Origin of the sequence: Streptomyces sp. NPDC091282, from assembly GCF_044757385.1 — a bacterium.
GTDB classification, from domain to species: domain Bacteria; phylum Actinomycetota; class Actinomycetes; order Streptomycetales; family Streptomycetaceae; genus Streptomyces; species Streptomyces gramineus.
The window spans coordinates 95,419-119,260 of record NZ_JBIVUX010000008.1 but is presented as its reverse complement, the minus strand read 5'-3'; the positions used below and the strand labels follow the sequence as shown (position 1 = coordinate 119,260).

The window sequence follows — 23,842 nt, the reverse complement described above, 5'->3', positions numbered from 1 at the left end:
TGCCGCGCCGTCATGGTCCGCGCCGTACGGCCCGATGTGCGGCGCGAGCGGTGCCGGGTCCGTGCCGGGGAAGTCGACGGGCACCGGCCGTGCGCCGGGCGGCCCGTCCGGTGCGGGAGAGGGCGGAGGGAACGGCGCGCCCGTCTCGATCAACCGGCGGTAGTGGTCGAGCCACTTGCCGCTGTCGAAGCTCACGGCGGCCGTGACGCGACCCCGGCAGCCGTACACGGCGACGAAGCGGCGGTCGTCCAACGACCCCTGGGCGACGATCACTTCGTCGGCGAAGGCAGGCACGCCTACGGACTTGATGCCGACGTCGAACTGGGTCGACCAGAACGCCGGGACGGACAGGTGGCATCGGCCGTCGGGCGGTGCGCCGGCCATGTTGTGTGCGGCGACCTGTGCCTGTTCCACGGCGTTCGCCCAGTGCTCCAGCGCGATGAGCCGGTTCCCGTACCGCGGGTGCGGGCAGCGTGCCACGTCCCCGGCGGCGAAGACGTCGCCGGAGACCCGGCCGTCGACGTCGAGGACCCGGCACCCCGCGTCACAGGTGACTCCCCACGCCCCGGCCGCGAGGCCCGACCCCCACAGCCACTCCGTGTTGCGGATGCTCCCGGACGCCACCACCGCCACGTCGGCGTCGACCGTGGTGCCGTCGTCCAGGTGGGCACGGCGGACGTGGCCACGCGCGTCGCCCTCCAGCCGGACCACGCCCGCACCGCACCGCAGGTCGACCCCGTGAGCACGTTGGATGCCGCCCGCGACCTCGCCGATCACGGTGCCCAGCGCCCCGGCGAGCGGCGCCGGCCCGAGTTCGGCGACCGTCACCGGGATGTCCCGCTCGCGGCAGGCGGAGGCGATCTCGCAGCCGGTGAACCCGGCGCCGACGACCAGCACCCGGGAGGGCCCGGCGGCCAGCGCCCGCCGCAGGCGCTCGGCGTGCGCGCGCGTCCGCAGCACGAACACGCCGTCCAGCGCCGCCTCGGACTCGGCGAACCAGGGCCTGGCCCGTACGCCGGTGCTGATCAGCACCCGGTCGAAGGGGACCTCGCGGCCGTCGGCGAGACGCACGTGATGCGCCGCCGGGTCCAGTCCGGTGGCGGGCACGCCCAGCAGCCACCGCGCGTCGATGTCACGGCGGCGGGGCAGGGCGGTGCCGCCGGCCGGCACCCACCCGGTGAGGACCTGCTTGGACAGGGGAGGCCGGTCGTAGGGTTCGCCGGGTTCGTCGCCGATCATGGTCAGCGAGCCGGTGAATCCCTCGTCCCGCAGAGCCTCGGCGGCCCGCAGCCCCGCCAGCGAGGCCCCGACGACCACGACGGAGCCGGTCCGCCCGAGCGCGCGCGGGCCGCCGGTCCCGGTCACGGCGCTCCCGCCCCGGCTAGTGCCCGCCGCCCCGCCCGGCCGCGCCGGGCGTCACCGGGATCCGGGCCGTGCACGACTGCTCCCGCGCCCCGCGTCCGGAACGCCTCCGGAGCCGGGAACGCGCACCGCGCGCGACCCGCGCGTCGGGAAAGGTGAGCGACGACTCTCAACCCGGCCTCCCTGGGATGTCGGGAGCTGGAGACCCGCAAGCCGGTGTCGAACCATCAAGGCTAACGCGGGACCGCCATCCGTGCGTACGGCGCCGGTCGATCGGATGCCCGCTCCCGGCAACACGTGATCGAATGAGGCATGGCATCGTCCTGGAACGGCGAGCGGGTACGCCTGCGTGCCGTCGAACCCGAGGACTGGACGGCGTTCCTCAGCTTCGCCGACGACGACGGAACGCCGGGGAGCGGGCGGGAACTGCCGCGGTCCGCCGAGAGCCACCGTGCCCGTGCGAAGGAGCAGGCCGTCGCCCCGGGCGACGACGACCTCTTCCGCCTGGCGGTCGAGGCGACGGCCACCGGAGAGCTGGTCGGCATGGTCGGCTCGCACCGCACCGGCCGCCGCTCGGGCTGGTTCGAGTGCGAGGTCACCATCGGCGCCGAGCACCGGCGCCGGGGCTACGCGGCGGAGGCCGTGTCGCTGCTGCTCCGTTTCATGTTCGCCGAGCGCCGCTACCACAAGTGCCTGGCGGCGGTCCTCGACCACAACAGGGCGTCGCTGGCGCTCTTCCGCCGGCTCGGCTTCACCGAGGAGGGCCGTCTGCGCGAGCACGTCTTCGCCGCCGGCCGGCACCACGACCTCGTCCTGATGGGCATGCTCGTCGACGAGTTCGACCGGCGCCACGCCACGAGCGGGCCGTGAGGTGCGGGCTGCCGCCGCAAGCGGAACCGTCCTCAGCCGCGGGCGGTGGCCCGCAGCCGCAGACCGACCGTCGCGAGACCTTCGAGCGTGGTGACCTGGTGGCTGGGCCGCGGTCCGGGCGGCTCGCTCAGGCGGTGGCGGCGGGCGGTCTGCGCGGTCAGGAGCGTCAGCATCGTCATGGCCAGGGCGGTTCCCTCGCAGCCGTGCGGCCCGGTGCCGAACGACAGGAACACCCCGCCTCCCGAGGGCGTGTCCCCGTCCTGGAGCCAGCGTTCGGGCCGGAACCGGTCCGGCTCGGCGTACTCCCGAGGGTCGCGCTGGGCGGTGTAAGGGCAGACGAGGACGGTGGACCCGGCGTCGAGGGTGTACTCGGCGAGCCGGGTCTCCCGCGCGACCTGCCGGGTCAGCAGCCAGCTCGGCGGATACAGCCGGAGCACCTCGCTGACCAGCGCCTGGGTGTAGCGCAGGCCGCCGAGGTGGGCGCCGGTCGTCGCCGCGGGGTCCGCGGGCAGCATGTCGGCCTCTTCCGCCACGCGGTCGGCCGCCTCGGGATGCCGGGCCAGCTGCAGCAGGATCCATCCGGCCGCCCGGGTGGGCGTCTCGAAGGTGGCGACGGTGATGCCGGGGAGCGTGTCGAGGACGGCCTCCTCCGCCAGCAGGCCGTGGTGCGGTGAGGGCTGGAGCATCTGTCCCAGCAGGTCGTCACCGAGCAGGCCCGAGGAGCGACGCCGGCGCACGACGGGCCGCAGGGCGTCGGTGAACGCGACCTGCTGCCGGGTGCGGAACCGCCGTGCCGGAGTGGGCACCCAGCGCGGCCAGACCCAGCGCGAGGGCCGTACGAGGGCTTCCCTGGCCAGGAAGAGCTGTGCGGCACGGGGCAGCAGGAGGGGAGCGTCCTCGGAGAAGAGGTAGTGCACGCCGATCTCCGCCAGCGCCTGCCGGACCCGGGGCAGAACCTCGACGTCCTCGCCGTCGGGCCACCGGTCGGCGAACCGGGCCGTGCGGGGCGCGATCCGGCCGGTCCTGGCCGCGACCGCCTGGGCCCGCAGCCCGCGCATGCGCGCGGTGTGCGCGAACGACCGTTCCTCGGGGGTGAGCGCTCCGCCGGGCCGCCGCAACGGCGGGAAGAGCGGTGCGGGCGCCTTGGGGAAGTCCCGCGCCCGGCGCAGGACCGCTTCGCACGGCGCCGCCGCGGAGGCCACGTAGACCCCCGGTTCCAGCTGCCAGACGTCCCCGCACTCCGCCGCGCCCCGGCGCGCGCACGCCAGCCGGTCGCGGCTCCAGACCGCGAAGCCGCCGTCGGCCAGCCGAGGCGGTTCATTCCTTCGGCCCATGAGGTCGTCCCTGGAAGCGCGGCGGGAAACCGGCGGTCGCCCGTGGACGTCCGCCGGCCATGCGGTCGGTCCTCAGTCGCCGGCGTACGCGTCCCACTCGTTGGAGCCGTACGCACCGTAGTGCCGGGTGAAGGACAGCTTGCCGAGCAGCTTGGCGATCATTGTTTACTCCTTTCGCCTGCCTACTTCACCAAAAACCATACGGGACATATTGCCACAAATGTCATATATGACGTAAAGAGCTGAGGCCGGGCTGCGCGGGCCCCGGTTCATCCGTACGGCGTGACTGCGGTCGTGCGGGCGCACGTCCCGGGTGAAGGTGGCGGTGGCCGCGTCCGGCGAAGCGACGGCGGCCCGCGGTCCCCGGAGGAGACGCCGATGCCCCAGCGAACCGAGGCCAAGCCCGCCGAACCCGCCGTCGAGCGGGCCAACGCCGAGGTGCTGAGCCGCTTCCCGTTCGACGACACCCGGGACCTGGAGGACGCGCGGCGCGGCTTCCTCGGCACCGCCGCGGACCGCGTCGTCAAGGACGTCGACGGCGGCGTGGTCTGGGACCTGGACGCCTACGGCTTCCTCGACGGGCAGTGCCCCGCCACGGCCAACCCGAGCCTGTGGCGGCAGAGCAGGCTCTGCTCCGAGCACGGGCTGTTCGAGGTCACCGACGGCATCTACCAGGTGCGCGGCTTCGACCTGTCCAACATGACCGTCGTGGAGGGCGAACGGGGGATCCTCGTCATCGACCCGCTGCTGTGCGCCGAGACCGCGGCCGCCGCCCTCGCCCTGTACCGCGCCCACCGCGGTGACCGCCCGGTGACCGCCGTCCTCTACACGCACAGCCACGTCGACCACTTCGGCGGCGTGCGCGGGATCATCGGCGACGACGACGTGGCCGCCGGCGTTCCCGTCCTCGCCCCGCACGGATTCCTGGAGCACGCGGTCAGCGAGAACGTCTACGCCGGTACGGCGATGGGCCGCCGCGCCGCCTACATGTACGGCGCCGCGCTGCCCAAGGGAGAACGCGGCCAGATCGGCGCCGGCCTCGGCCAGACCACCTCCACCGGCGCGGTCACCCTCATCCCGCCGACCGCGTACATCACGCGCACCGGACAGACCGAGACCGTCGACGGCATCCGCATGGTCTTCCAGCTCACCCCCGGCACGGAGGCCCCGGCCGAGCTGAACATCCACTTCCCCGACCACGCGGCCCTGTGCATGGCCGAGAACGCCACCCACAACCTGCACAACCTGCTGACCCTGCGCGGCGCCCAGGTCCGCGACCCGCGCGTGTGGTCCCGCTACCTGACCGAGGCCATCGACCTGTTCACCGGCGCCTCCGACGTAGCCTTCGCCTCCCACCACTGGCCCACCTGGGGCCGCGAACGGGTGGTGGAGTACCTGTCCGGTCAGCGCGACCTGTATGCCTACCTGCACGACCAGACCCTGCGCATGCTCAACCAGGGTCTGACCGGCTCCGAGATCGCCGAACGCATGGAGCTGCCCCCGGCGCTGGAGCGCGCCTGGCACACCCACGGCTACTACGGCTCGGTCAGCCACAACACCAAGGCGATCTACCAGCGCTACCTGGGCTGGTTCGACGGCAACCCCGCCCACCTGTGGGAACACCCGCCGGTCGAGGCCGCCAAGCGGTACGTCGAGTTCATGGGCGGAGCGGACGAAGTCCTGCGCCGCGCCCGGCAGTCGTACGCCGACGGCGACCACCGCTGGGTGGCACAGGTCGTCGGGCACGTCGTGTTCGCCGACCCGGACCACGCCGAGGCCCGCGCCCTCCAGGCCGACGCCCTCGAACAGCTCGGCTACGGCAGCGAGAACGGCACCTGGCGCAACTTCTACCTGATGGGCGCCTACGAACTGCGCAACGGCCCGGTCGGCACCCCCACCGTCACCGCCTCACCCGACGTGATCGCGGCACTGACCCTGGAACAGCTCTTCGACTCGCTCGCCATCCGCGTCGACGGACCGCGCAGCTGGGACGCCGACATCACCGTGCGCTGGAACATCACCGGCGGCGACACCGTCACGATGAGGCTGCGCAACGGCGTCCTCACCCATGTCACCGGCACCGGACCGGCCGCGGCCGACCCGGACGTCGAGATCGGCCTCACCGAGGCCGACCTGCGCGCCCTCCTGATCGGCACCGTCGGCCCCGCCGACCTGGCCGCCCGCGACACCGTCGAGATCAGCGGCGACGCCTCCCGGCTGACCGAACTGGCCGGCCGTCTCGCCGCACCGGACCCGGACTTCACCATCGTCACCCCGTGACCGCGGGACCCGGCGAGCGGAGCGGCACCACGGGCGTACGGCGGCTGCTTCCGGCGCCGGGCCGCCCGAAGCTCCAGGACGCCGGCGCGGGCCTTGTCACCGGACTGTTCTCCATCCCGGAGGGCATGGCCTACGCGTCGATCGCCGGGTTCAACCCGATCGCGGGCCTGTACGCGGGCGTCGTCCCGGCGATCGTCGGCTCCCTCACCGCCCGAACCGCCCTCATGGTCACCACGCTGACCAGCGCCATCGCTCTCACCTCCCAGAGCGTGCTGAAGGAGGCCGGGCTCGACCCGGCCGACGCCGGCCACGTCGCCGCGCTCACCCTGCTGGCCGGAGTGGTGATGCTGCTGATGGGGGTGCTCAGGCTCGGCGCCGTGATGAGCTTCGTCTCCCACGCGGTGATGACCGGCTTCTCCACCGGTATCGCCCTGCAGATCGTCACCGGTGTCCTCAAGGACGCGACCGGGTACCGGCCGCGGGGCCACAACCGCCTCTACCAACTGGCGGACTGGCTCGCGCACATCGGCCGCTGGCAGCTCGCCGCGACACTCGTCGCCGTCGCCACGATCACCGTCTGGGCACTCGCCCGGGCGGTGCCCCGGCTGGAGCCCGTCGCACTGCTGGTGGCGATGGCCGTGGTCACCGCCGCGGCCGCCGTGCTCGGCACGGACGTCGAGCACGTCCGCGACATCGCGCACATCCCCGCCGCCCTGCCGGGCTTCTCCGCCCCCGACCTGTCGGCCGTACCGCACCTGCTCACGGGCGCGGTCGCCGTCGCCCTGGTGGCGCTGGCACAGGCCGCGAGCATCGGCTCCTCCGTGCCCAACCCGGACGGCTCACGCTCCTCGGTCAACGGCGACTTCGCCGCCCAGGGACTCGCCAACCTGGCCGGCGGCCTCTTCCAGGCCCTGCCGTCGGGCGGCTCCCTGTCCCACACCGGCGTCGCCGTCTCGGCGGGGGCCCGCACCCGCTGGGCGGGCGTCCTCTCCGGCGTCCTGCTCGCCCTGGTGGTGCTCGTGTGCGCGCCGCTGGCCGAGGCCATCCCGATGCCGGTGATCGGCGGGCTGATCCTCGTCGTGGGAGGCGAGCTGATCTGGGGCAAGCGCGCCGACATCCTGCTGGTGCTGCGCACCTCGCGGCTGTCGTCCGCGGCGATGGCGCTGACCTTTCTCGCCACCACGCAACTGCCCCTCCAGCAGGCCATCGTGCTCGGCGCGGTCCTCTCCCTGCTGCTGTACTGCGCGCAGGCGGCCCGGCAGGCCCGGTTCCAGTCCCTCACCCGTGATCCGGACGGCCGCTGGCACCTGTCCGATCCGCCGGCCCGGCTGCCGTCCGGCGAGGTCACCGTCCTGCACTACGGCGGCACCAGCTTCTTCGCCGAACTCCCGCGGATCGAACAGGCGCTGCCACGCGACGACGACGCCCGCGGGGCGGTCCTGGTCCTGGTCCTGCGCGGCGCACCTGACGTGCCGTCCTCCTCCATGCTCAAGGTGATCCGCCGGCACGCCCGTGAACTCGACCGGCAGGGCGGCCGCCTCATGCTCGCGGGCGTCGCACCGGACCTCGCACGCATCCTGCGCGCGACCGGCATCGACCAGGACCTCGGACCGGGCGGGATCGTCCCCGCGGAGGGCGCGGTGTTCGATCCGGTGGACCGCGCGCTGGCCGAGGCCCGCGCGTGGATCGCGAGCCGCCAGGCCGGGACACCGGCCGAGGGCGACGACCGGAAGCACCCGCCCGCCCCGTGACCACGCCTTCGCCGCGCCCGCCCGCGCGCACCACGGCGCACGAACGGCCCAACCCAGCAGCGCGCCCGGGGCCGGGAGTTCGTACGTTCGTCCCATGACGCCTTCCGCACCCGAGCCCCCCGCCGAACTCGCGGCCCCGGTCCCCGGAACGCGGATGACCGACGCGTACCTGCGCACCATGGGCCGGGTCGCCTACCTGTGGGGCTGGCCACTGGTCAACATGCACAACCGGCTCACGGCCATGGAACGGGTACCGGCTCCCGGACTGCTCGGCGGCGTGGTCCCGGCCGGCCCGCCGGGTTCGCTCGGCATGCTCCACGACTACGTCCTCGCGCAGGAGCGGATCGTCGCCTGTCCGAACCAGGACGTCGTCTACGGCATGGGCGTCCTGGACGCACGGCGCGGACCGTCCGTCGTCCAGGTCCCGGACTTCGGCGACCGCTTCTGGGTCTACCAGGCCGTCGACCAGCGCACCGAGGCGTTCGCCCGGCTCGGCGCGATGCACGACACGAAGCCCGGCTGCTACCTGCTGGCACCGACCGGGTGGAACGGCCGGGTCCCGGACGGCATCGCGGACGTGTTCCGGTTCGACACCCGGATCGCCGCCTGCATCCCGCGCGTCTTCATGAACGACACCGACGAGGACCGCGCCGCCGTCCGCCCCCTGGTGAACCGGATCATGGCCTACCCGCTGGCCGAGTTCACCGGCGAGGCGCGCACCACCGACTGGTCGAAGGCGCCGGACCACCCGGCCGGAGACGCCATGGGCGGCGAACGGGAGACCCGGTGGGTCGATCCCGCCGCCTTCTTCGACATCCTCCCGGCGGTCCTCGGCGAGGTGCCGCCGCGGCCCGGCGAGGAGGCGCTGTACCGGGTGCTGCACTCGCTCGTGGACGAGGCGGCCCGTGAGCCGCGGATCGCCGCGGCGCTGCGGGACGCGGCGGTCGACGCCGACGCGACGCTCCTCGCCGAGCTGTTCGAGTTCCGCAACATCGGCGTCCCGCTCGACCACCACTGGAGCACCCCGCGCAACGGCGCCGAGTTCGGTACCGACTACCTCAACCGCGCCGCCATGGCCAAGGCGAACATCTTCGTCAACGCGCCATCCGAGACCGCGTACTTCTACCAGGACCAGGACGACACCGGCGCACTGCTCGACGGCACGCACGCCTACACGCTCACCTTCCCCGCGGGAGCCCTGCCCCCGGTGAAGGGCTTCTGGTCGGCGACCCTCTACAACGAGCACCACTTCTTCCACCCGAACGACCTGGACCGCCACTCCCTGGGCACCAAGAACACCGGCCTGCGCCTGGGCACCGACGGCTCCCTGACCCTGTACGCCGGGGCCGCACCGCCCGCGGACGAGGCCGACCTGCCCAACTGGCTGCCCGCCCCCGCCGGCCGCTTCTCCCTCTTCCTGCGCGCGTACTGGCCGGACCGCACGGCCATGGACGGCACCTGGCGGCCCCCGGCGGTGACCAGGCCGCTATGACCGCGGAGTCGGTTCGGCGTCCGGCGCCGGGGCCGGCGCGGTGGGGGCGGGAGCGGCCTCGGCCGGGCGGTGCAACCATGCCGTCAGCGGTCCGGTGGCCACCGTGGTGACCAGGGCCATGATGACGAGCAGGGCGTACAGCCGCGGACCGATCACCCCGGCCTGAAGGCCCACGTTGAGCACGATGAGTTCGGTGAGACCCCGGGTGTTGAGCAGCACTCCGATCAGCAGGGAGTCCCGCCAGGGCAGACCCGCGCCGCCCCGGGCCGACAGCGAGCCGGCCGCCACCTTGCCGACGACAGCGGCGACGCACAGCGCGAGAAGCAGCAGCAGGTCCGCGGCGTGCAGGCCGTCGAGCCGTACCGACATGCCCGAGACCGTGAAGAACACCGGCAGCAGCAGGCCGCCGGTCTCCTGCAGGGGCCGCAGCACCCGGCTGTCCGGAACGCCGTCGCGCTGACGGGGCATGATCATGCCGGCCAGCAGGGCGCCGAAGATCACGTGCAGTCCGAGCGCGCTGGTGGCCCAGGCGGAGAGCAGGGTCAGCGCGGTGGCGAGCGGGACGGGATCGGCCAGCACGGCACCGGACCGGTTCAGCCACCACGCCAGCACCCGCCGTACGACGAGGACCATCACCAGCACGTACGCCGCCAGCAGCGCTGTTCTGGTGAACCAGGCCCGCAGGGAGCCGTCCTCGCCGCCGATCAGGCAGACCGCGAGGACGGGCCAGCTCAGCGCGTCGATGACACCGGCCGCTGCCATCGCGATCGTGGCGGGCCGGCTGCCGGCCAGACCCTGGTCCCTGATGATGCCGGCCAGCACCGGCACCGCCGTGATGGACAGGGCGACCGCCATGTAGAGGGTGAAGGTCGCGTCGATCGGGTGGCCGCCGTTCACGGAGCGGAAGCCACCGGGAAGGAGGACGACGAGCCCGGCCCCCACCAGCATCGGGATCGCGAACCCGCTCAGCGACACCGAGGTCACCGCGCGCCGGTGCCGCAGCTGGCCGAGGTCGAGTTCGTAGCCGACGGCGAAGAGGAAGAGCGCCAGGGCGACCTGGGCCACCGCCGTCAGGACCGGTGTGATCTGCGCCGGGAACAGGGTCTCGTACACGCCGCCCGGCGCGAGCCCGAGCAGACTCGGGCCGAGCGCCACACCGGCGAGCAACTGCCCCACGACGGGCGGCTGACGGAGCCTGCGGGCCGCCGTCCCGAAGACCCATGAGGCCGCGATCACCAGCGCGAGGGCCGCGATCACGTGCGTGACGAGCGAGTCCGTGCTCACCGGTGTCTCCTTGTCGGTACGTGCTGCGTCTGCGAGGGGGTGTCGAGGTGAAGCACCGGGCACGATGCGCCGGCCTCGGGCCCGGCGCAGGGTCGTGCCCGGAGGGGCCCTACTCGGCCGGGGCGGCCGCGAGCAGATGGTCCGTCAGCTCCCGCAGTGTCGCGCGGCTGAGGATCTTGCCGACCGGCAGCAGCACTCCGTGCGAGCGCTGCACCTGCTGCCGCAGCTGGGCCGCCATCAGCGAGTCGAGGCCCTGGCTGGTCAGGTCCATTTCCGGGTCGAGGAGTTCGGAGTCGACACGGAGGATGGCCGCGATGCCGTCCCGGAACAGCGTCGCCCGGTCCGCGGCAGCCGGTTCGCCGCCGGAATCCGGCGCGGTGGCCGCCGCGGGTTCCTGCGGCGGAGCGAAGGACGCGAGCGGTACCGGCCGGGCCGGGCTCCGCGGCGGCGCGGGCACCGCCGCCAGGGGAGGAACGGGCGGTGCGGGAGGCGCGGTCGGCGTCACCGAACGCGTGGCAGTCGTGAGCGGACGCAAGGGTGTCGTGACCGGACGCGCGGGTGCCGCGACGGGAGGCGCGGGCGTGCCGTTGATGACGTCCCGCAGGAACGGCGAGGCGGCCGCCGCCGGGTAGGTGTCCCGCCAGCGCGCCCAGTCCACCGGCATGACCAGGGTGTCGCCCGCCCCGGTGGCCAGGAGATGGTCCAGCACCGCGAGCCCCTCCGCGGACGTGAACCCGCTCATGCCGCGCGGCATCAGGTCACGTCCGAGGTCGGCGCCCGCTCGCGCGGCCATGCCCCGGTCGGTCCAGAAGCCCCAGTTCACGGACAGTGCCGTACGGCCTCGGCCGCGGCGGCCGCGGGCGACGGCGTCGAGGCCCGCGTTGGCCGCGGCGGCCGCCGCGACGTGGGGCGAGGCCAGCAGGGCGTTCCCGGAGGAGAACAGGACGAAGTGATCCAGGCCGTCCTCGAAGAGCCGGTCCAGGACCCGGGCGCCCTCCAGCTTCGGCCGCAGCACGGCCTCCAGGTCGCGCAGCGTGGTGTCGCCGATCGGCTTGTACATGAACACACCGGCGGTGTGGAAGACGCCCCGCACCGGCGGGTGGCCCGCGGCGGCGCGGACGTCGACCAGCCGGCGCATCGACCGTTCGTCCGCCGCGTCGACCGGCGCGTACTGGACGTCGGCGCCCCGGCCGCGCAGGTCCTCCAGCAGACCGGACAGGGCGGCACCCGACGGTGACGCCGTGCCGGGCACCGAGCGGCCGGTGAGCAGCAGATTCCTGGCACCGCGTGCGACCAGCCAGCGGGCCAGTTCGGAACCCAGGCCGCCCGCGCCGCCGGTCACCAGGTAGGTGGCGTCCGGCCGCAGCCGCGTCGGTTCCGGCGCGGGCCGCTCCACGGCGGGCGTCCGCAGGTCCACCAGCACCCTGCCGACCTGACGGGCCCCGAGGATGTCGTCGAAGGCACGGCCGGCCTCCTCCAGCGGGTACACCTCGGCGGGCAGCGGCGCGAGTTCACCGGCCTCGACCAGGCGCAGCACCCGGCCGAGCAGCGCCCCGGCACGCTCGGGACGCTCGCGGCAGAAGGCGTCGATGTCGAGGTGACGGTAGGAACCGTTGCGCGGCAGGCCACCGCCAGGCCCCGTCGATCCGGTGCCGGACGCGTCCCGCTCGGCGAGGTCCACGTAACGCCCGTACGGCGCGAGCACGCCGAGGTTCTGGTCGACGGCCGTCCCGGTCGAGGAGCCGAGGACGACGTCCATGCCCGTGCCCTGGGTCAGTTCCAGCAGCGGACCGGCGAAGTCGCCCCGGGAGTCGGCGACATGGGCGACGCCCATCGCCCGCAGCAGGGCCCGCCGCCTCGCGCTGCCCGCCGTCGCGTGGATCTCGGCGCCGCGCCACCGCGCCACCTGGATCGCGGCCAGCCCCACACCGCCGGTCGCCGAGTGGATGAGGACCTTCTCCCCCTCGCGCAGCGCGGCCAGTTCCATCAGGCCGTACCAGGCGGTCAGATAGGGGAGCGGCAGGGCGGCGGCCTCGGCGAGGCCGAGCGAGTCGGGCAGCCGGTGGGTCAGCCGCCGATCGGCGAGGACGTGCGTGGCCAGTCCCGGCCGGACGAGGGCGACCACGCGGTCGCCCGCCGCCAGTCCCCGCACGTCGGTGCCGACGGCCGTCACCACGCCGGACGTCTCCCGGCCCAGCCGTCCGCCACCGTCCCGTTCCGTCGGGTCCCCGGCCGCCCGGAGCGCGTCGCGCAGGGCCACCGCGCCGTAGGCGGCGGCTATTCGCACCTCGTCGGCGGCCGGCGGCCGTGCCGCGGAGACCGCGCGCACCGGGTGCGCGCCGTGCTCGCCGCCCGGCACGATCTCGGTGACGTCGTCGGACCCGGCCGCCGGTGCGCTGCGGTGCAGCCGCAGGACGTACCGCGCGCCGGCGCGCAGCGCCGTCTGGTCCTCGGTCCCGTCACCGGCCGCGATCTCCCGGGCCAGCGCATCGGCCTGTTCCGCGCCCCGGGCCGGATCCAGATCGACGAGGGTGTGCGGGACCACGGACAGCTCGCTCGCCGCCGTACGCCCGAAGCCCCACACGGCGGACTGCTCGGGATCCGGGACCGGGTCCGTGTCCAGGACCGTCTCGGCGCCCCGGGTGACGAGAGCGAGCCGGGGCAGGTCGCCGTCCCACCGGGCCGTGGACAGCGCCCGCTCCAGCAGCAGCGCGCTGCCGAGGCCCAGCGGGACCTCTCCCACCGGCCGCGGCTTCCGCAGGCTCCACAGGTGCACGACGGCGGCGACGCCCCCGGGGTGCTCGCGGCGGACCTCGTGCAGCAGCCGGGCGTAGTCGTCCAGACGGGACGGGTCGATGCGGTACGTTCCGTCGGCACTCCGCTCGTACCTGTCGCCGGGCCGTACGAGGATCCGCGCGCCGCCCGCCGGGGCGAGCCGCGGCCCGAACTCCTCGTCGTCCAGCACCAGCCAGGCTCCTGCGGCCGTTTCCGGCGCGGGAGCGGGCGGCGCGGCCGGCAGCCAGCGCGGCCGGTAGAGCCAGTCGGCCGGGGCGCCGGACTCCTCCCGGCGCACCAGCCAGCGGATCCGCAGGCCGCGGAACTCCGCCAGCAGGGTGCCCCGTTCGTCGCGGACGACGACGTCACCGCTGAACGAGTCGGCGGTCAGCTCCCGTTGCACCGCATGGCTGTACAACGTCCCGGTGAGCGGCGCGTACCGGCGGAAGGCGTCGATGGAGCCCAGCACGAAGGCGTGCTGGTCGCCGGGCTGGGCGGTGTCCGGCAGGGTGGCCGCGAGCACCTGTCCGCAGGCGTCCAGCACCGCCGGATGGACATGGTGCCGGTCCTCGCCCGCGAGGTCCGCCGGGACGGTGATCTCGGCCAGCGCCTCGGTGTCGCTCCGCCACACCTGACCGATGCCGCGGAAGACACCGTGCCAGTCGTTGCCGCGGGCGGCGAACCGGCGGTAGAACTCGGCGCCGGTGAAATGGTCCGGGACCCGTTCGGCGATCCGGCGGGGCGGGTCCTCGGGGACGCCGAGCATGCGGGTGCCGGCGGGCGCCTCCTCGACGCGGCCGTGCGCGTGCCGGGTCCACCCGGTGCCGTCGCCGGCGGCCTCGGCGGTGGCGACGTCGAAGGACCATCCCCGCCCGTCCGGCCCGAGGGTCACCCGCAGCCGGACCGGCTCCCCGGCGCCGAGGAAGAGCGCCTTGTCGTATCGGACGTCCCCGACGACGACGTCCGTGCCGACGGCCTCGGCGGCGGCCGCCACCGCCAGCTCCAGGTAGGCGGTGCCGGGCAGGATGACCAGCCCCTGCACCTGGTGGTCCAGGAGGTAGGCGTTGCGGTCCAGGTCGACGGTTCCCTCCCAGCGGTGGGTGCCGTCGTCGAGGACCGTGTGCGCGCCCAGCAGCGGGTGCCCGGCCGGGGCGGGTTCGGCGGCCGGTCCGGCGTCCGGCGCGAACCAGAACTCGGTGCGCTGCCAGGGGTAGGCGGGCAGTCCCGTCCACGCGGCCGGACCGTCGAACAGCGCGCCCCACCGCACCGGGTACCCGGCCTGGTGGAGCTGGCCGACCGACGTGAGCAGCGCGGTCGGCTCGTCGGTGTCCCGCAGCAGCGACGGCACCACCAGGTCGCCCGTGCGCTCCGCGGGCAGACACTCCTTCACCGCCGACGCGAGGACCGGGTGCGGGCTGATCTCGACCACGGCCGCCGCCTCGCAGCCGGCGGTCTCGGCCTCCACGGCCGCGTGGAAGCGGACCTCGTCGCGGAGGTTGCGGACCCAGTAGCCCGCGTCCAGTTCCGCGCCGGTCAGCAGGGCTCCGGTCACCGTCGAGCGCAGCGGGGTGCGGCCCTCGCGCGGCCTGATCGACTCCAGTGCGGTGCGCAACTCGTCCAGCAACGGGTCGACGTGGCTGCTGTGCGAGGCCACGTCGACCTTGACGGTCCTGGTGAAGACGTCCCGTTCGGCCAGCGCGCTCAGCACCTTCTCCACCGCCGCGGTACGGCCCGAGACGATCGTGCGCCGCGGGCCGTTGCTCACCGCGACGTCGACGTCGGGCACGTCGGCGAGTTCCCTTCGCAGCTCGTCGGCGGGCAGGTCGACCGCGGCCATCGATCCGGTGCCGGCGATCCTCCTGAGCAGGGCGCTGCGGCGGCAGATGACGGCCGCGCCGTCGGCCACGGTGAGCGCTCCCGCGGCGCAGGCGGCGGCGACCTCGCCCATGCTGTGACCGATCACGACGTCCGGGGTGACGCCCCACGACCGCCACAGCGCGGCCAGGCCCACCTCGACGGCCCACAGCAGCGGTTGGACGACGTCGATGGGCCAGTCCGCCTCGTCGCCGCCGGTCAGCCGCTCGACCACGGACCAGCCGCGTTCGGCGCGGACGTGCCGGTCGCACTCCTCGACCGCCTCCCGGAAGACCGCGGAGGTGCGCAGCAGCCGCCGCCCCATCCCGGACCACTGGGAACCCTGGCCGGGGAACACGAAGACGGTCCGCCACCGTGCGCCCGGCCGTGCCGCGACGATCGGCCGGCCGTCGCGCAACTGCCGTACGGCCTCGTCGTGTCCGGTGGCGAGGACGGTCATGCGGTGCCGGTGGTGGGTGCTGCGGGCCAGGGTGCCGTAGCTGACGTCGCGCAGGGCGTGGCCGCGGCCCGCTCCGTCGGGTGAGAGGAAGTCCGCGTAGGCGGAGGCGAGTTCGCGCAGCGCGGCGGGCGTCTGCGCGGACAGCGCGAGCAGGTGGGGGCGCGGCTCGTCGTCCGGCGGCGCCGCCGCAGCGGGCCGGTGCTCGCCTAGGACGACATGGGCGTTGGTGCCGGAGATGCCGAACGAGCTGACGGCGGCGTACCGCACGGCGCCGTCGCGGCCCCACTCCCGGGCCGACTGCGGGATCTCCAGCGCCATGCCGTCCCAGTCCACCGCGTCGGTCAGCCGGGCGCTGTGCAGGCTGGGCGGGACGACGCCGGACGCCACGCACTGCGCCGCCCTGATGAGCGCCGCGATGCCGGCGGCCGCCTCGGTGTGCCCGATGTTCGTCTTCACGGAGCCCACCAGCAGGGGGTCCGCGGACGTGCGGCCCGCGCCGCTGCCGTAGACCGCGTCCAGGCTGCGCAGTTCGATCGGGTCGCCGGTGGGCGTGCCGGTGCCGTGCGCCTCCACGAACCCGACGGCGCGCGGTTCCACGCCCGCCCGCGCGCAGGCGTGCCGCATGGTGTCGATCTGCGCGGTCTGCGAGGGCGTCATGAGGTATCCGCTGCTGCGTCCCTCGTTCTCGACCGCCGAGCCGTGGATGACCGCGTGCACCCGGTCGCCGTCCGCCTCGGCCCTGGCGAGCGTCTTGAGGACGACGACACCGATGCCGTCGCTGCGCACGAACCCGTCGGCGTCGTCGGCGCCGAACTTGCACCGGCCGTCCGCGGAGAGCATGTCGGCCTGGGAGAACGTGATGCTCTCCTCCGGCGTGAGGACCAGGTTGGCGCCCGCGGCCAGCGCGAGGGTCGCCTCCCCGCCGCGGAGCGCGGCGCACGCCTGGTGCACGGCCACCAGCGAGGACGAGCAGGCGGTGTCGACGGAGGTGCTGGGCCCGCGCAGATCGAAGAAGAACGACAGACGGCCGGAGAGCACACTGCGGGACGTGCCGGTGTTGGCGTAGATGTCCAGCGCCCCGGCCGCCCGCAGCAGGTCCCAGTACTCGGCGGTCCGCTGCCCGACGACGACCGCGGTCGGGCTGCCCGCCAGCTCGTCCAGGGTCAGTCCGGCGTCCCGCACGGCCGCGGCGGCCGTCTGCAGGAGCAGCCGCTGCTGCGGATCCATGTGGCCGGCCTCGCGGCCCGAGATGCCGAAGTAGTGGGCGTCGAAACCCCGGATGTCTTGCAGGAAGCCGCCGCGGCGGCTGATGATCCGGCCGGGCGTGCGCGGGCGGGGATCGTGGAACACGTCGATGGGGAACCGGTCGGCGGGGACGTCCGAGGTGGCGTCCACCCCGTCGAGCTGCATCCGCCAGAACGGCCCGACGCCGTCGGCGCCGGGAAACTCGCATGCCATTCCCACGATGGCGATCGGCTGCGGGGCGGCCGGATCCTGTTGCTGCGCGGTCACGCGGCACCTCCTGTCGGCGTCGTCAGTTCCTAGGTCCAGGACGGCTGTTCGGTGATGGTCAGGACGACGGCCATGGCGGACCAGCCCGGAGCGCCGCCGAACAGCAGGACGTGGTCGCCCGCGTCGAGCCGGCCGGTGCGCAGCAGATGGTCGAGCGCGATGAACTGGTCGCTGGACGAGGCGTGTCCGATTCCGAGGCCGAACTCCCACTGGGACTGGGCCACCTCGAGACCGAGCGGTTCCATGACGCAGTTGCGGGTGGTCGCCTCGTCGCCGTTGGGCACCAGGACCCAGCGCAGTTCCGAGGGCTTGACACCTGCCTCGTCCAGGGCGGCCAGCGCGGTCTCGGAACAGGCCTTCGCGATGCCGTCGGCGATGCTCGTCCCGCCGACCTCGCGCACCCGTTCGTTGAACTGCTGGGCGCGCTCCACGGTGTCGATGCGCCGGCCGGCGGATCCGGTGGGCGGGAACAGCGGTTCGTCGCCGCGCGCCATCGCCTCGAACTCCGGGTACACCCGGGAGACGACCGCCTCGACACGGGCGAAGCCGGCCTCCCGGCTGACCACGACGGAGCTGGCCGCGTCGGCGGCGATCACACCCATCGGCCCGCTGTCCCACCGGTTGAACAGCGGCGAGCCGAAGTTGTCCGCCGTGGTGAGCAGGATGTCGGGACGGCTCTCCGACTGGTACGGCAGCAGGCCGGCGGCCAGCTCCACGCCGGTCAGCATGCTGTTGCACCCGTTGCGGATCTCGGTGCCGCCGGCTCCGGCGATGCCCAGCTCCCGCATGATGTACGCCGAAGGCGACCACATCTCGGGACCCTGGAAGAACGTCGCGCCGTGCAGGACGGTACCGATCGAACCGGGTCCGCCAGGGGAACGTTCGAGCGCCGTGCGCGCGGCCCGCACGGCCATCTCGGGCGGTGACTCGGCCCCGGCGACCAGCACACCGCGCAGACCGCTCTCGGCGAAGACCGTGGCGTCGTACAGGCCCGCGGCGACCGCTTCGGACGCCGGGTAGGCGTCCGGCAGCCAGCAGCCGAGACCGGCGAGGAAGACGTCGGCCGGCTTCATGCGGGCGTCCCGGTGGGGCGCAGGCGCGCCGGGACCCGCGGGAGGCGTGCGGGGCAGGCTCTGGTCACGGTGGAACACCACTCTTTCCTGAAGGATCGGACGAGGCCGGCGGGTTGCCGCACCCCGGTGGCCGCGCGGGGCCTACGACGCCGGGCGGTGCCGGTCCGCGGGGGCCGGGGCGCGGCTGCCGGCGCCGCGGGACCCGGTCGCCGCCAGGCGCGCCAGCCGGTCCACGGTCAGCCCGGTCAGGCCCGCGACCGTGAGGGCCACCGGCTGCGCAGTCGGCGCGACCGCGACGGTCACGCACCCGGCGGCCAGTCCCGACCGGAGTCCGGCCGACGAGTCCTCGACGACGACACAGTTCCCCGGCGCGACACCGAGCCGCGCCGCCGCGGTGAGATAGCCCTCCGGGTCGGGCTTCGGGCGCCGCACCTCGTCACCCGCCACGGTCGCGGCGAACCCGGCCGCACCCAGCGAGGGCAGGACCGCGTCCACCATCGCCCGGTACGAGGACGACACCAGCGCGCACGGAACGCCCGCCCGGCGCAGCGACCCGAGCAGCCCGACGGCGCCGGGCAGCGGAGCGACACCGGCGCGCATCCGGCCGAGCATGCGGTCACCGACGCGCGCGTACAGCTCGCGCGGCGGCATCGGCGATCGCATCAGGCCGCTCAGCCGGGTCAGGTTCTCCTCGACGGCCCGCCCCCGCAGCTCCTCCGGACGGATCGCCGAAGCCGGCACACCCGACGCGGCGAGCACCGCCGACAGCGCTTCGAGGAGCAGGACTTCGGTGTCGACGAGCGTTCCGTCCATGTCGAACAGGACCGCCCACGGCGCGGTCAGAACAGTGCCCGGGAGCTGAGCGACACCTTCATCTTTCCGAGCAGAGGGTGCCAGAGGTGGGTGGGGTCGGCCTCCACCGCGGCGATGAACTCGCGCATCGCCGTCAGCGCGGCCGGCTCCTGCTCGTCGTAGACGTCGCCCTGGAGCAGTTTCAGGACGTCGATGCGGTAGCGGGGGTCCTGGACGAAAGCGGTGAACAGGATGTTCAGGCGGTAGTAGATGGAGATGAACTCGTACCAGCTGGAGACGCCGCGCCGCAGCTTCGTCACGTAGTTCTCGAACCGGGCCGCCTTGAAGTCACCGGCCTCGGCGGCGGCGACGATGTCGGCGCAGGCCAGCCGGGCGCTGTTCATGGCGACGCTGACCCCGCTGGAGAAGATGGGGTCGACGAACCGGGCGGCGTCGCCGATCATCACCATCGAGTCGTCGCACACCTTGGTCATGCCGTAGCTGTAGTCGCCCTCGGCCTTGAACGGCCGGACCCTGGAGGTCTGCTTCAGGGCGTCGTGCAGAAGCGGCCTGCTGGCCACCGAGTCCCAGAAGAACCCCTCCAGGTCGTCCTTGCCCTCGCGGAACCGGGACTTCTGCGTGACGACGCCGACCGACGTGATGGTGTCGGTGATCGGGATCTGCCACACCCAGGTGTCACTGAGCGGCAGGAAGTGGATGAAGATGTACTCGGCCTGGTTCTCGTCGTTCGCCAGGGCCTCGCGGTCGAGCCCTTCGAACCAGCTGTGCACGGCGTACTGGTTGAACACCGGATCGGGCACCTTGACCTTCAGCTGCCGGCCCAGCACGGTGCCGCGCCCGCTGGCGTCGACGACCATCCGCACCGGCACCTCGGCGGTCGTGCCGCCCAGACCGGCCCGCAGCACCGGACGGTCGGGCTCGGTGAAGTCCACACCGCGCACCCGCACGCCGGAGAACACCTTCGCCCCCAGGCTCTCCGCGTGCTTGAGCAGGATGTGGTCGAACCGCCCGCGGTCGACGTGGAAGGTGTAGTCGCGGTCGACGCCGAGCTGGTCGCGCTCGTTGAACAGCACGTCGGCCGCTCCCAGGCCGTGGTCGTGGACCTGGAAGCCGAGCGGGTCCACGTCGTCCGCGTTGGCCGACGTCCAGGCGGCTCCGTACTTGCGCGGGAAACCCGCCGCCTCGATCTTGTCCATCGCGCCGATCTCCAGCAGTACCGGCGTGGTCGCCGGCACCAGGGACTCGCCCACGTGCTCGCGCGGGAAGAACTCGCTGTCGAAGACCGCGACCGACAGACCTGCCTTGGCCAGGTAGGACGCGGCGGTCGAACCGGCCGGTCCGCCGCCGATGATGCCGATGTCGTAGGCGTACGTCATCTGTGCTCCTGTCAGCGCGAGGTGTTCAGAGGGAGGCGGTCTGCGACCGGAGGAGCAGGATCAGGTCGGTGATCGTCTCCAGCGTGCGGAAGTGCTCACCGGTCATGTGGACGGGCGGCACGCGCACGCCGTACGTGGTGCGGATGTGCGCGAGCAGACGGGCGGTGCGCACCGAGTCCAGCACCCCCAGCTCCAGCAGCGGGCTGTCGACGCCGATCCGATCGGACGGCACGCCCGTCGCGAGTTCCTCTCGCACGTAGCGGAGCAGCCCGTCGAGCAGCGTCGCGCGGTCAAGGTCGGTCATGGTTGCGGTTCCTCCGGGTGGTGTCGGAGCGGTGCCGACGCGCGGGCCACGACGTACCTCGTGGGCAGTTCCAGCGGCCGGCCGTCAGGGGTGCGTTCCGTGGTGTGCAGGGCGATGTCGCCGTCGGCGACGACGTCGAATCCGTTGTCCTCGAACAGCAGCCGCAGGCGCCCGTCGTGGGCGGGCGCGATACGGGCGCCGAAGTCGAAGTGGGCGGCGAGCCCGGCCGTCTTCGGCAAGTCGGCTCCGCCGGCGAGCAGTTCGGCGACGTACCAGCCGGTGCGCTCGGTCAGCTCCTGGGCGAACAGGACGCCGGTCGCGCCGAGCAGCAGCCGGATGGTCGCCAGCATCCCGGTGCGGTCGTCCGGGGCGAGCTGGTGCAGCACACCGCGCATGTAGACGTTGGCGTCGCCGAGGTCCGCGCGCACCGCCGCCGCGGTGTCCCGGTCGAGCAGGTCGGCGCGGCGGTAGACGACGTTGGGTGCCGCGTGCGACGCGGCGGCCAGGTCCACTGCGGCTTCGGCGATGTCCAGTCCGACGACCCGCCCGAAGTGCCGGGCCAGCCACTGTGTCTGGCGTCCGCTGCCGCACCCGAGGTCGACGAGGGGCAGCGCGGGGTCGGCGTGGTGGCGGAAGAGCGGCAGGTGCCGGGCCGCGGTCAGCCGCGGCGACGAGTCCCACAGGGCGGCTCCGGGCTCGGCCGGCAGCGTGGACCAGAAGGCGTCCCAGACCGCGCCCGTCATACGGCGGCTCCTTCGGTCACCAGGTCGCCGAGCGCGGCACGGTCGACCTTTCCGTTCGCGGTGCGGGGAAAGCCGGGGACGGTGTGCAGCCCGTCGATGATCATGTACGGCGGCAGGAAGTCCGAGCAGTGCCGCCGCAGTTGCGCCAGCTCGGGCGCGGAGCCGGCCGCCGGGACCACGACGGCGTGCAACCGCGTGTCCAGACCGCTGCCCACGACGAGCACCACCGCGTCACGCACCGTCTCGTGGGTCACCAGCACGCCGCTCACCTCGGCCGGCTCGACCCGGTGGCCGCGCACCTTCGCCATGTCGTCGATCCGGCCCCGGTACTCCAGCAGGCCGTCGGCGTCGTACCGGCCGAGGTCACCCGTACGGTACGGTCCGGTCTGCGGCCGTGCGCCCCAGTAGCCGAGCATGACGGTCGGGCCGCCGACCACGATCTCGCCGTCCTCCAGGGACACGGTGTCCCCGGCGGCGGGCGCGCCGATGGGGATGTCCGTGGTCCGGGCGAGATCGGCGGCCGTCACCTCGTAGGAGGTGCACACGTTGGTCTCCGTCGGGCCGTACCAGTTGAGCAGACGGACCTCCGGCCAGGCCCGGCGCAGGTCCTTGAGCGGCTTCAGCGGGAACCGTTCGCCCGCGAAGACGCAGGCGCGCAGCGCTCCCGGTCCGCGCTCCAGCAGCTCGCCGTACTCGGCCATGAGCACCAGCGCGGAGGGCACCGAGTACCAGACCGTGATCCCGCTCTCCAGCACGAAGTCGACGAGCGGTTCCGCGGCCCGGCCGAGCGTGTCGCCGACCAGGTGCACGGAGGCGCCGGCCCGGAAGGCGCCGTAGAGGTCGAGGACCGACAGGTCGAAGCTGAATGCGGCATGGTTGGCGAGCCGGTCCACCGCGGTCAGACGCAGCTCCCGGCAGGCCCAGTCGACGAAGGCGAGCGCGGCCTCGTGGCTCACGCAGACACCCTTCGGCGTCCCCGTCGATCCCGAGGTGTAGAGGATGTACGCCGGGTCGGACGGCAGGACCGGGTGCGGGGCGGCGGGCGAGCCGTGCGCTCCTTCGCGGCGGAGTTCCGCGCAGGGGGCGTGGACGGCGCCGGGGACACGGTCGTCGTGGTCGGTGACGATCAGGGCCGGGCGGGCGTCCGCGGCGATCCTGGCGACCCGCCCCGGAGGGTTGCTCCGTGGCACCGGGACGTGGATCGCCCCGCACCGTAACACCGCCTGGGCGACGGCCACCGCCTCGGGCGTCTTGTCCGTCCAGACCAGCACGCGGTCGCCGGGGCGCACGCCGCGACCGCGCAGCGCGGTGAGGAAGATGTCCGCGCGGGCGTCGAGTTCGCCGTAGCGCAGCTGGGCGGTCAGGTCGCGGACGGCGAGCGCGTCCGGTGTCCGGGCGGCGGCCTCGATGACCGGGCTGTACAGGCTCACAGTCCCATCTCCCGTGCGATCAGCTGCCGTTGGATGTCCGATGTGCCGGAGAAGGTGGTGGCCGGGGCCGCGTCGCGCACCTGTTCCTCGATCCCGTACTCCGTCAGGAAGGCACGCCCGCCGAAGATCCGGGCGGCGTCCAGCGAGGTGGCGACCGCGGCCTCGGAGACCGCGAGTTTCGCCATGGCCACCCAGAGCGCGGGGTCCTCGCCCTCGTCGATCCCGGCGCAGGCCCGGCGGAGCAGGAGCCGTCCGCTCTCCAGCCGCAGCCGCATGTCCGCGAGCCGGTCCGCGACCGGCTGGAGGTCGGCGAGCCGCCTGCCGAACTGCCTGCGGTTCCGCACGTGGTCGACGCAGCGCCCGATGAGGCGTTCCTGCTGGCCCAGATAGATCGCGAACAGGCAGGAACGCTCCCACAGCATCGACGTCTGGAACACCAACTGCCCCTGGCCCGGGCTGCCCAGCACCCGTTCGTCCGGGACGAAGCACCGGTCGAACCGCACCTCGCCGGCCTGGCAGGCGGTCAGCGCGGACTTGTCGAGCGGCTCGCCGGCGACCAGCCCGGGGGAGTCGCGGTCCACGGCGAACGCGGTGGTGCCGAAGTAGCCGCCGGCCGGGTCCGTGGTCGCGTAGGTGACGTAGAGGTCGGCGACCGGGCCGTTGCTGATGAAGCTCTTGGTCCCGTCGAGGAGGTATCCGCCGTCGACCCTGGTCGCCGTGGTCGCGAGCCGGGAGACGTCCGAGCCCGCGTCCGGTTCCGTCATGGCGTTGCCCGCGATCCACTCGCCCGAGCACAGGGCCGGGAGCAGAGCCTTGCGGGTCTGCGGGAGCGCGAACTCCAGCACCGGCCGCACGCAGGCGAAGAGGTGGGCCCCGGCGGCGAACAGCAGCCCGGTGTCCGCGCCGCCCGCGCTCGCGCCCTCGAACAGCAGCGCGGTGTCCAGGGCACCCAGTCCCGCTCCGCCGTGCTCCTGCGGCACGGCCGCTCCCACCAATCCCAGAACGGCCATCTTCTGCCAGGAATTCTTGCGGAATTCAGCGGGTGAGGATTCCGGGAGAAGTTCTCGCGCGGCCGTCCTTATGTGGTCGTATAGCCGCTGCTGTTCAGCACTCGGGCTGAAATCCATGA

Annotated in this window: 14 protein-coding genes and 1 pseudogene; 4 read left to right on the top strand and 11 right to left on the bottom strand. The window is 73.7% G+C overall.

The features are described from left to right. Window positions 1-27: 27 nt before the first annotated feature. Window positions 28-1,365: pseudogene (locus ACIQOE_RS32375) on the bottom strand (NAD(P)/FAD-dependent oxidoreductase); the annotation flags it as partial. A 309-nt stretch (window positions 1,366-1,674) separates the two neighbouring features. On the opposite strand from ACIQOE_RS32375, the gene ACIQOE_RS32370 reads away from it, so the two are divergent. Beyond that, window positions 1,675-2,232 carry a GNAT family protein gene (locus ACIQOE_RS32370; protein WP_351323343.1) on the top strand — a complete coding sequence of 186 codons (558 nt, stop codon included), beginning with the start codon at window positions 1,675-1,677 and terminating at the stop codon, window positions 2,230-2,232. A 32-nt stretch (window positions 2,233-2,264) separates the two neighbouring features. On the opposite strand, the gene ACIQOE_RS32365 is transcribed toward ACIQOE_RS32370, so the two are convergent. Beyond that, complete coding sequence (locus tag ACIQOE_RS32365) at window positions 2,265-3,566, bottom strand: cytochrome P450 (RefSeq protein ID WP_401415219.1); 1,302 nt, start codon at window positions 3,564-3,566, stop codon at window positions 2,265-2,267. Window positions 3,567-3,944: 378 nt separating this feature from the next. On the opposite strand from ACIQOE_RS32365, the gene ACIQOE_RS32360 reads away from it, so the two are divergent. The 3 genes from ACIQOE_RS32360 (at window position 3,945) to ACIQOE_RS32350 (ending at window position 9,089) form a co-directional block, all read left to right on the top strand. After that, the gene (locus tag ACIQOE_RS32360) at window positions 3,945-5,846 is read left to right on the top strand and encodes an alkyl/aryl-sulfatase (RefSeq protein ID WP_401415217.1); all 1,902 of its coding nucleotides are present in this window, start codon (window positions 3,945-3,947) and stop codon (window positions 5,844-5,846) included. Then, complete coding sequence (locus ACIQOE_RS32355; RefSeq protein WP_401415215.1) at window positions 5,843-7,597, top strand: SulP family inorganic anion transporter; 1,755 nt, start codon at window positions 5,843-5,845, stop codon at window positions 7,595-7,597. Before ACIQOE_RS32360 ends, ACIQOE_RS32355 begins: the two co-directional genes overlap by 4 nt. A 94-nt stretch (window positions 7,598-7,691) precedes the next feature. Beyond that, the gene (locus tag ACIQOE_RS32350) at window positions 7,692-9,089 is read left to right on the top strand and encodes a DUF1214 domain-containing protein (RefSeq protein ID WP_365557110.1); all 1,398 of its coding nucleotides are present in this window, start codon (window positions 7,692-7,694) and stop codon (window positions 9,087-9,089) included. Here the strand turns inward: ACIQOE_RS32350 and ACIQOE_RS32345 are convergent. The 9 genes from ACIQOE_RS32345 to ACIQOE_RS32305 form a co-directional block, all read right to left on the bottom strand. Next, the gene (locus tag ACIQOE_RS32345; RefSeq protein ID WP_365574270.1) at window positions 9,084-10,373 is read right to left on the bottom strand and encodes a cation:proton antiporter; all 1,290 of its coding nucleotides are present in this window, start codon (window positions 10,371-10,373) and stop codon (window positions 9,084-9,086) included. The two genes, ACIQOE_RS32350 and ACIQOE_RS32345, sit on opposite strands and share 6 nt — an antisense overlap. A 109-nt stretch (window positions 10,374-10,482) precedes the next feature. After that, window positions 10,483-16,974: an SDR family NAD(P)-dependent oxidoreductase gene (locus ACIQOE_RS32340; RefSeq protein WP_401415212.1), complete on the bottom strand. Its 6,492-nt coding sequence runs from the start codon at window positions 16,972-16,974 to the stop codon at window positions 10,483-10,485. Window positions 16,975-17,003: 29 nt separating this feature from the next. After that, entirely contained in the window at window positions 17,004-18,047 is a 1,044-nt protein-coding gene (locus tag ACIQOE_RS32335; protein WP_401415210.1) for a ketoacyl-ACP synthase III family protein, read from the bottom strand. A 141-nt stretch (window positions 18,048-18,188) separates the two neighbouring features. Further along, window positions 18,189-18,869: an HAD family phosphatase gene (locus ACIQOE_RS32330; RefSeq protein ID WP_362641286.1), complete on the bottom strand. Its 681-nt coding sequence runs from the start codon at window positions 18,867-18,869 to the stop codon at window positions 18,189-18,191. A gap of 17 nt (window positions 18,870-18,886) precedes the next feature. Beyond that, window positions 18,887-20,236, bottom strand: coding sequence for an NAD(P)/FAD-dependent oxidoreductase (locus tag ACIQOE_RS32325; protein WP_401415208.1), 1,350 nt, complete (start codon window positions 20,234-20,236; stop codon window positions 18,887-18,889). 25 nt (window positions 20,237-20,261) lie between these two features. After that, window positions 20,262-20,540: an acyl carrier protein gene (locus tag ACIQOE_RS32320; protein ID WP_351323352.1), complete on the bottom strand. Its 279-nt coding sequence runs from the start codon at window positions 20,538-20,540 to the stop codon at window positions 20,262-20,264. Next, window positions 20,537-21,283 (bottom strand): class I SAM-dependent methyltransferase, encoded by a 747-nt coding sequence (locus tag ACIQOE_RS32315; protein WP_401415206.1) that lies wholly within the window; start codon window positions 21,281-21,283, stop codon window positions 20,537-20,539. Before ACIQOE_RS32315 ends, ACIQOE_RS32320 begins: the two co-directional genes overlap by 4 nt. Beyond that, entirely contained in the window at window positions 21,280-22,713 is a 1,434-nt protein-coding gene (locus ACIQOE_RS32310; RefSeq protein WP_401415204.1) for an amino acid adenylation domain-containing protein, read from the bottom strand. Before ACIQOE_RS32310 ends, ACIQOE_RS32315 begins: the two co-directional genes overlap by 4 nt. Next, a complete protein-coding gene (locus ACIQOE_RS32305; RefSeq protein WP_401415202.1) occupies window positions 22,710-23,840 on the bottom strand; it encodes an acyl-CoA dehydrogenase family protein in 1,131 nt (376 codons plus the stop codon). The genes ACIQOE_RS32310 and ACIQOE_RS32305 overlap by 4 nt, the downstream gene beginning before the upstream one ends. Between the last annotated feature and the right edge of the window lie 2 nt (window positions 23,841-23,842).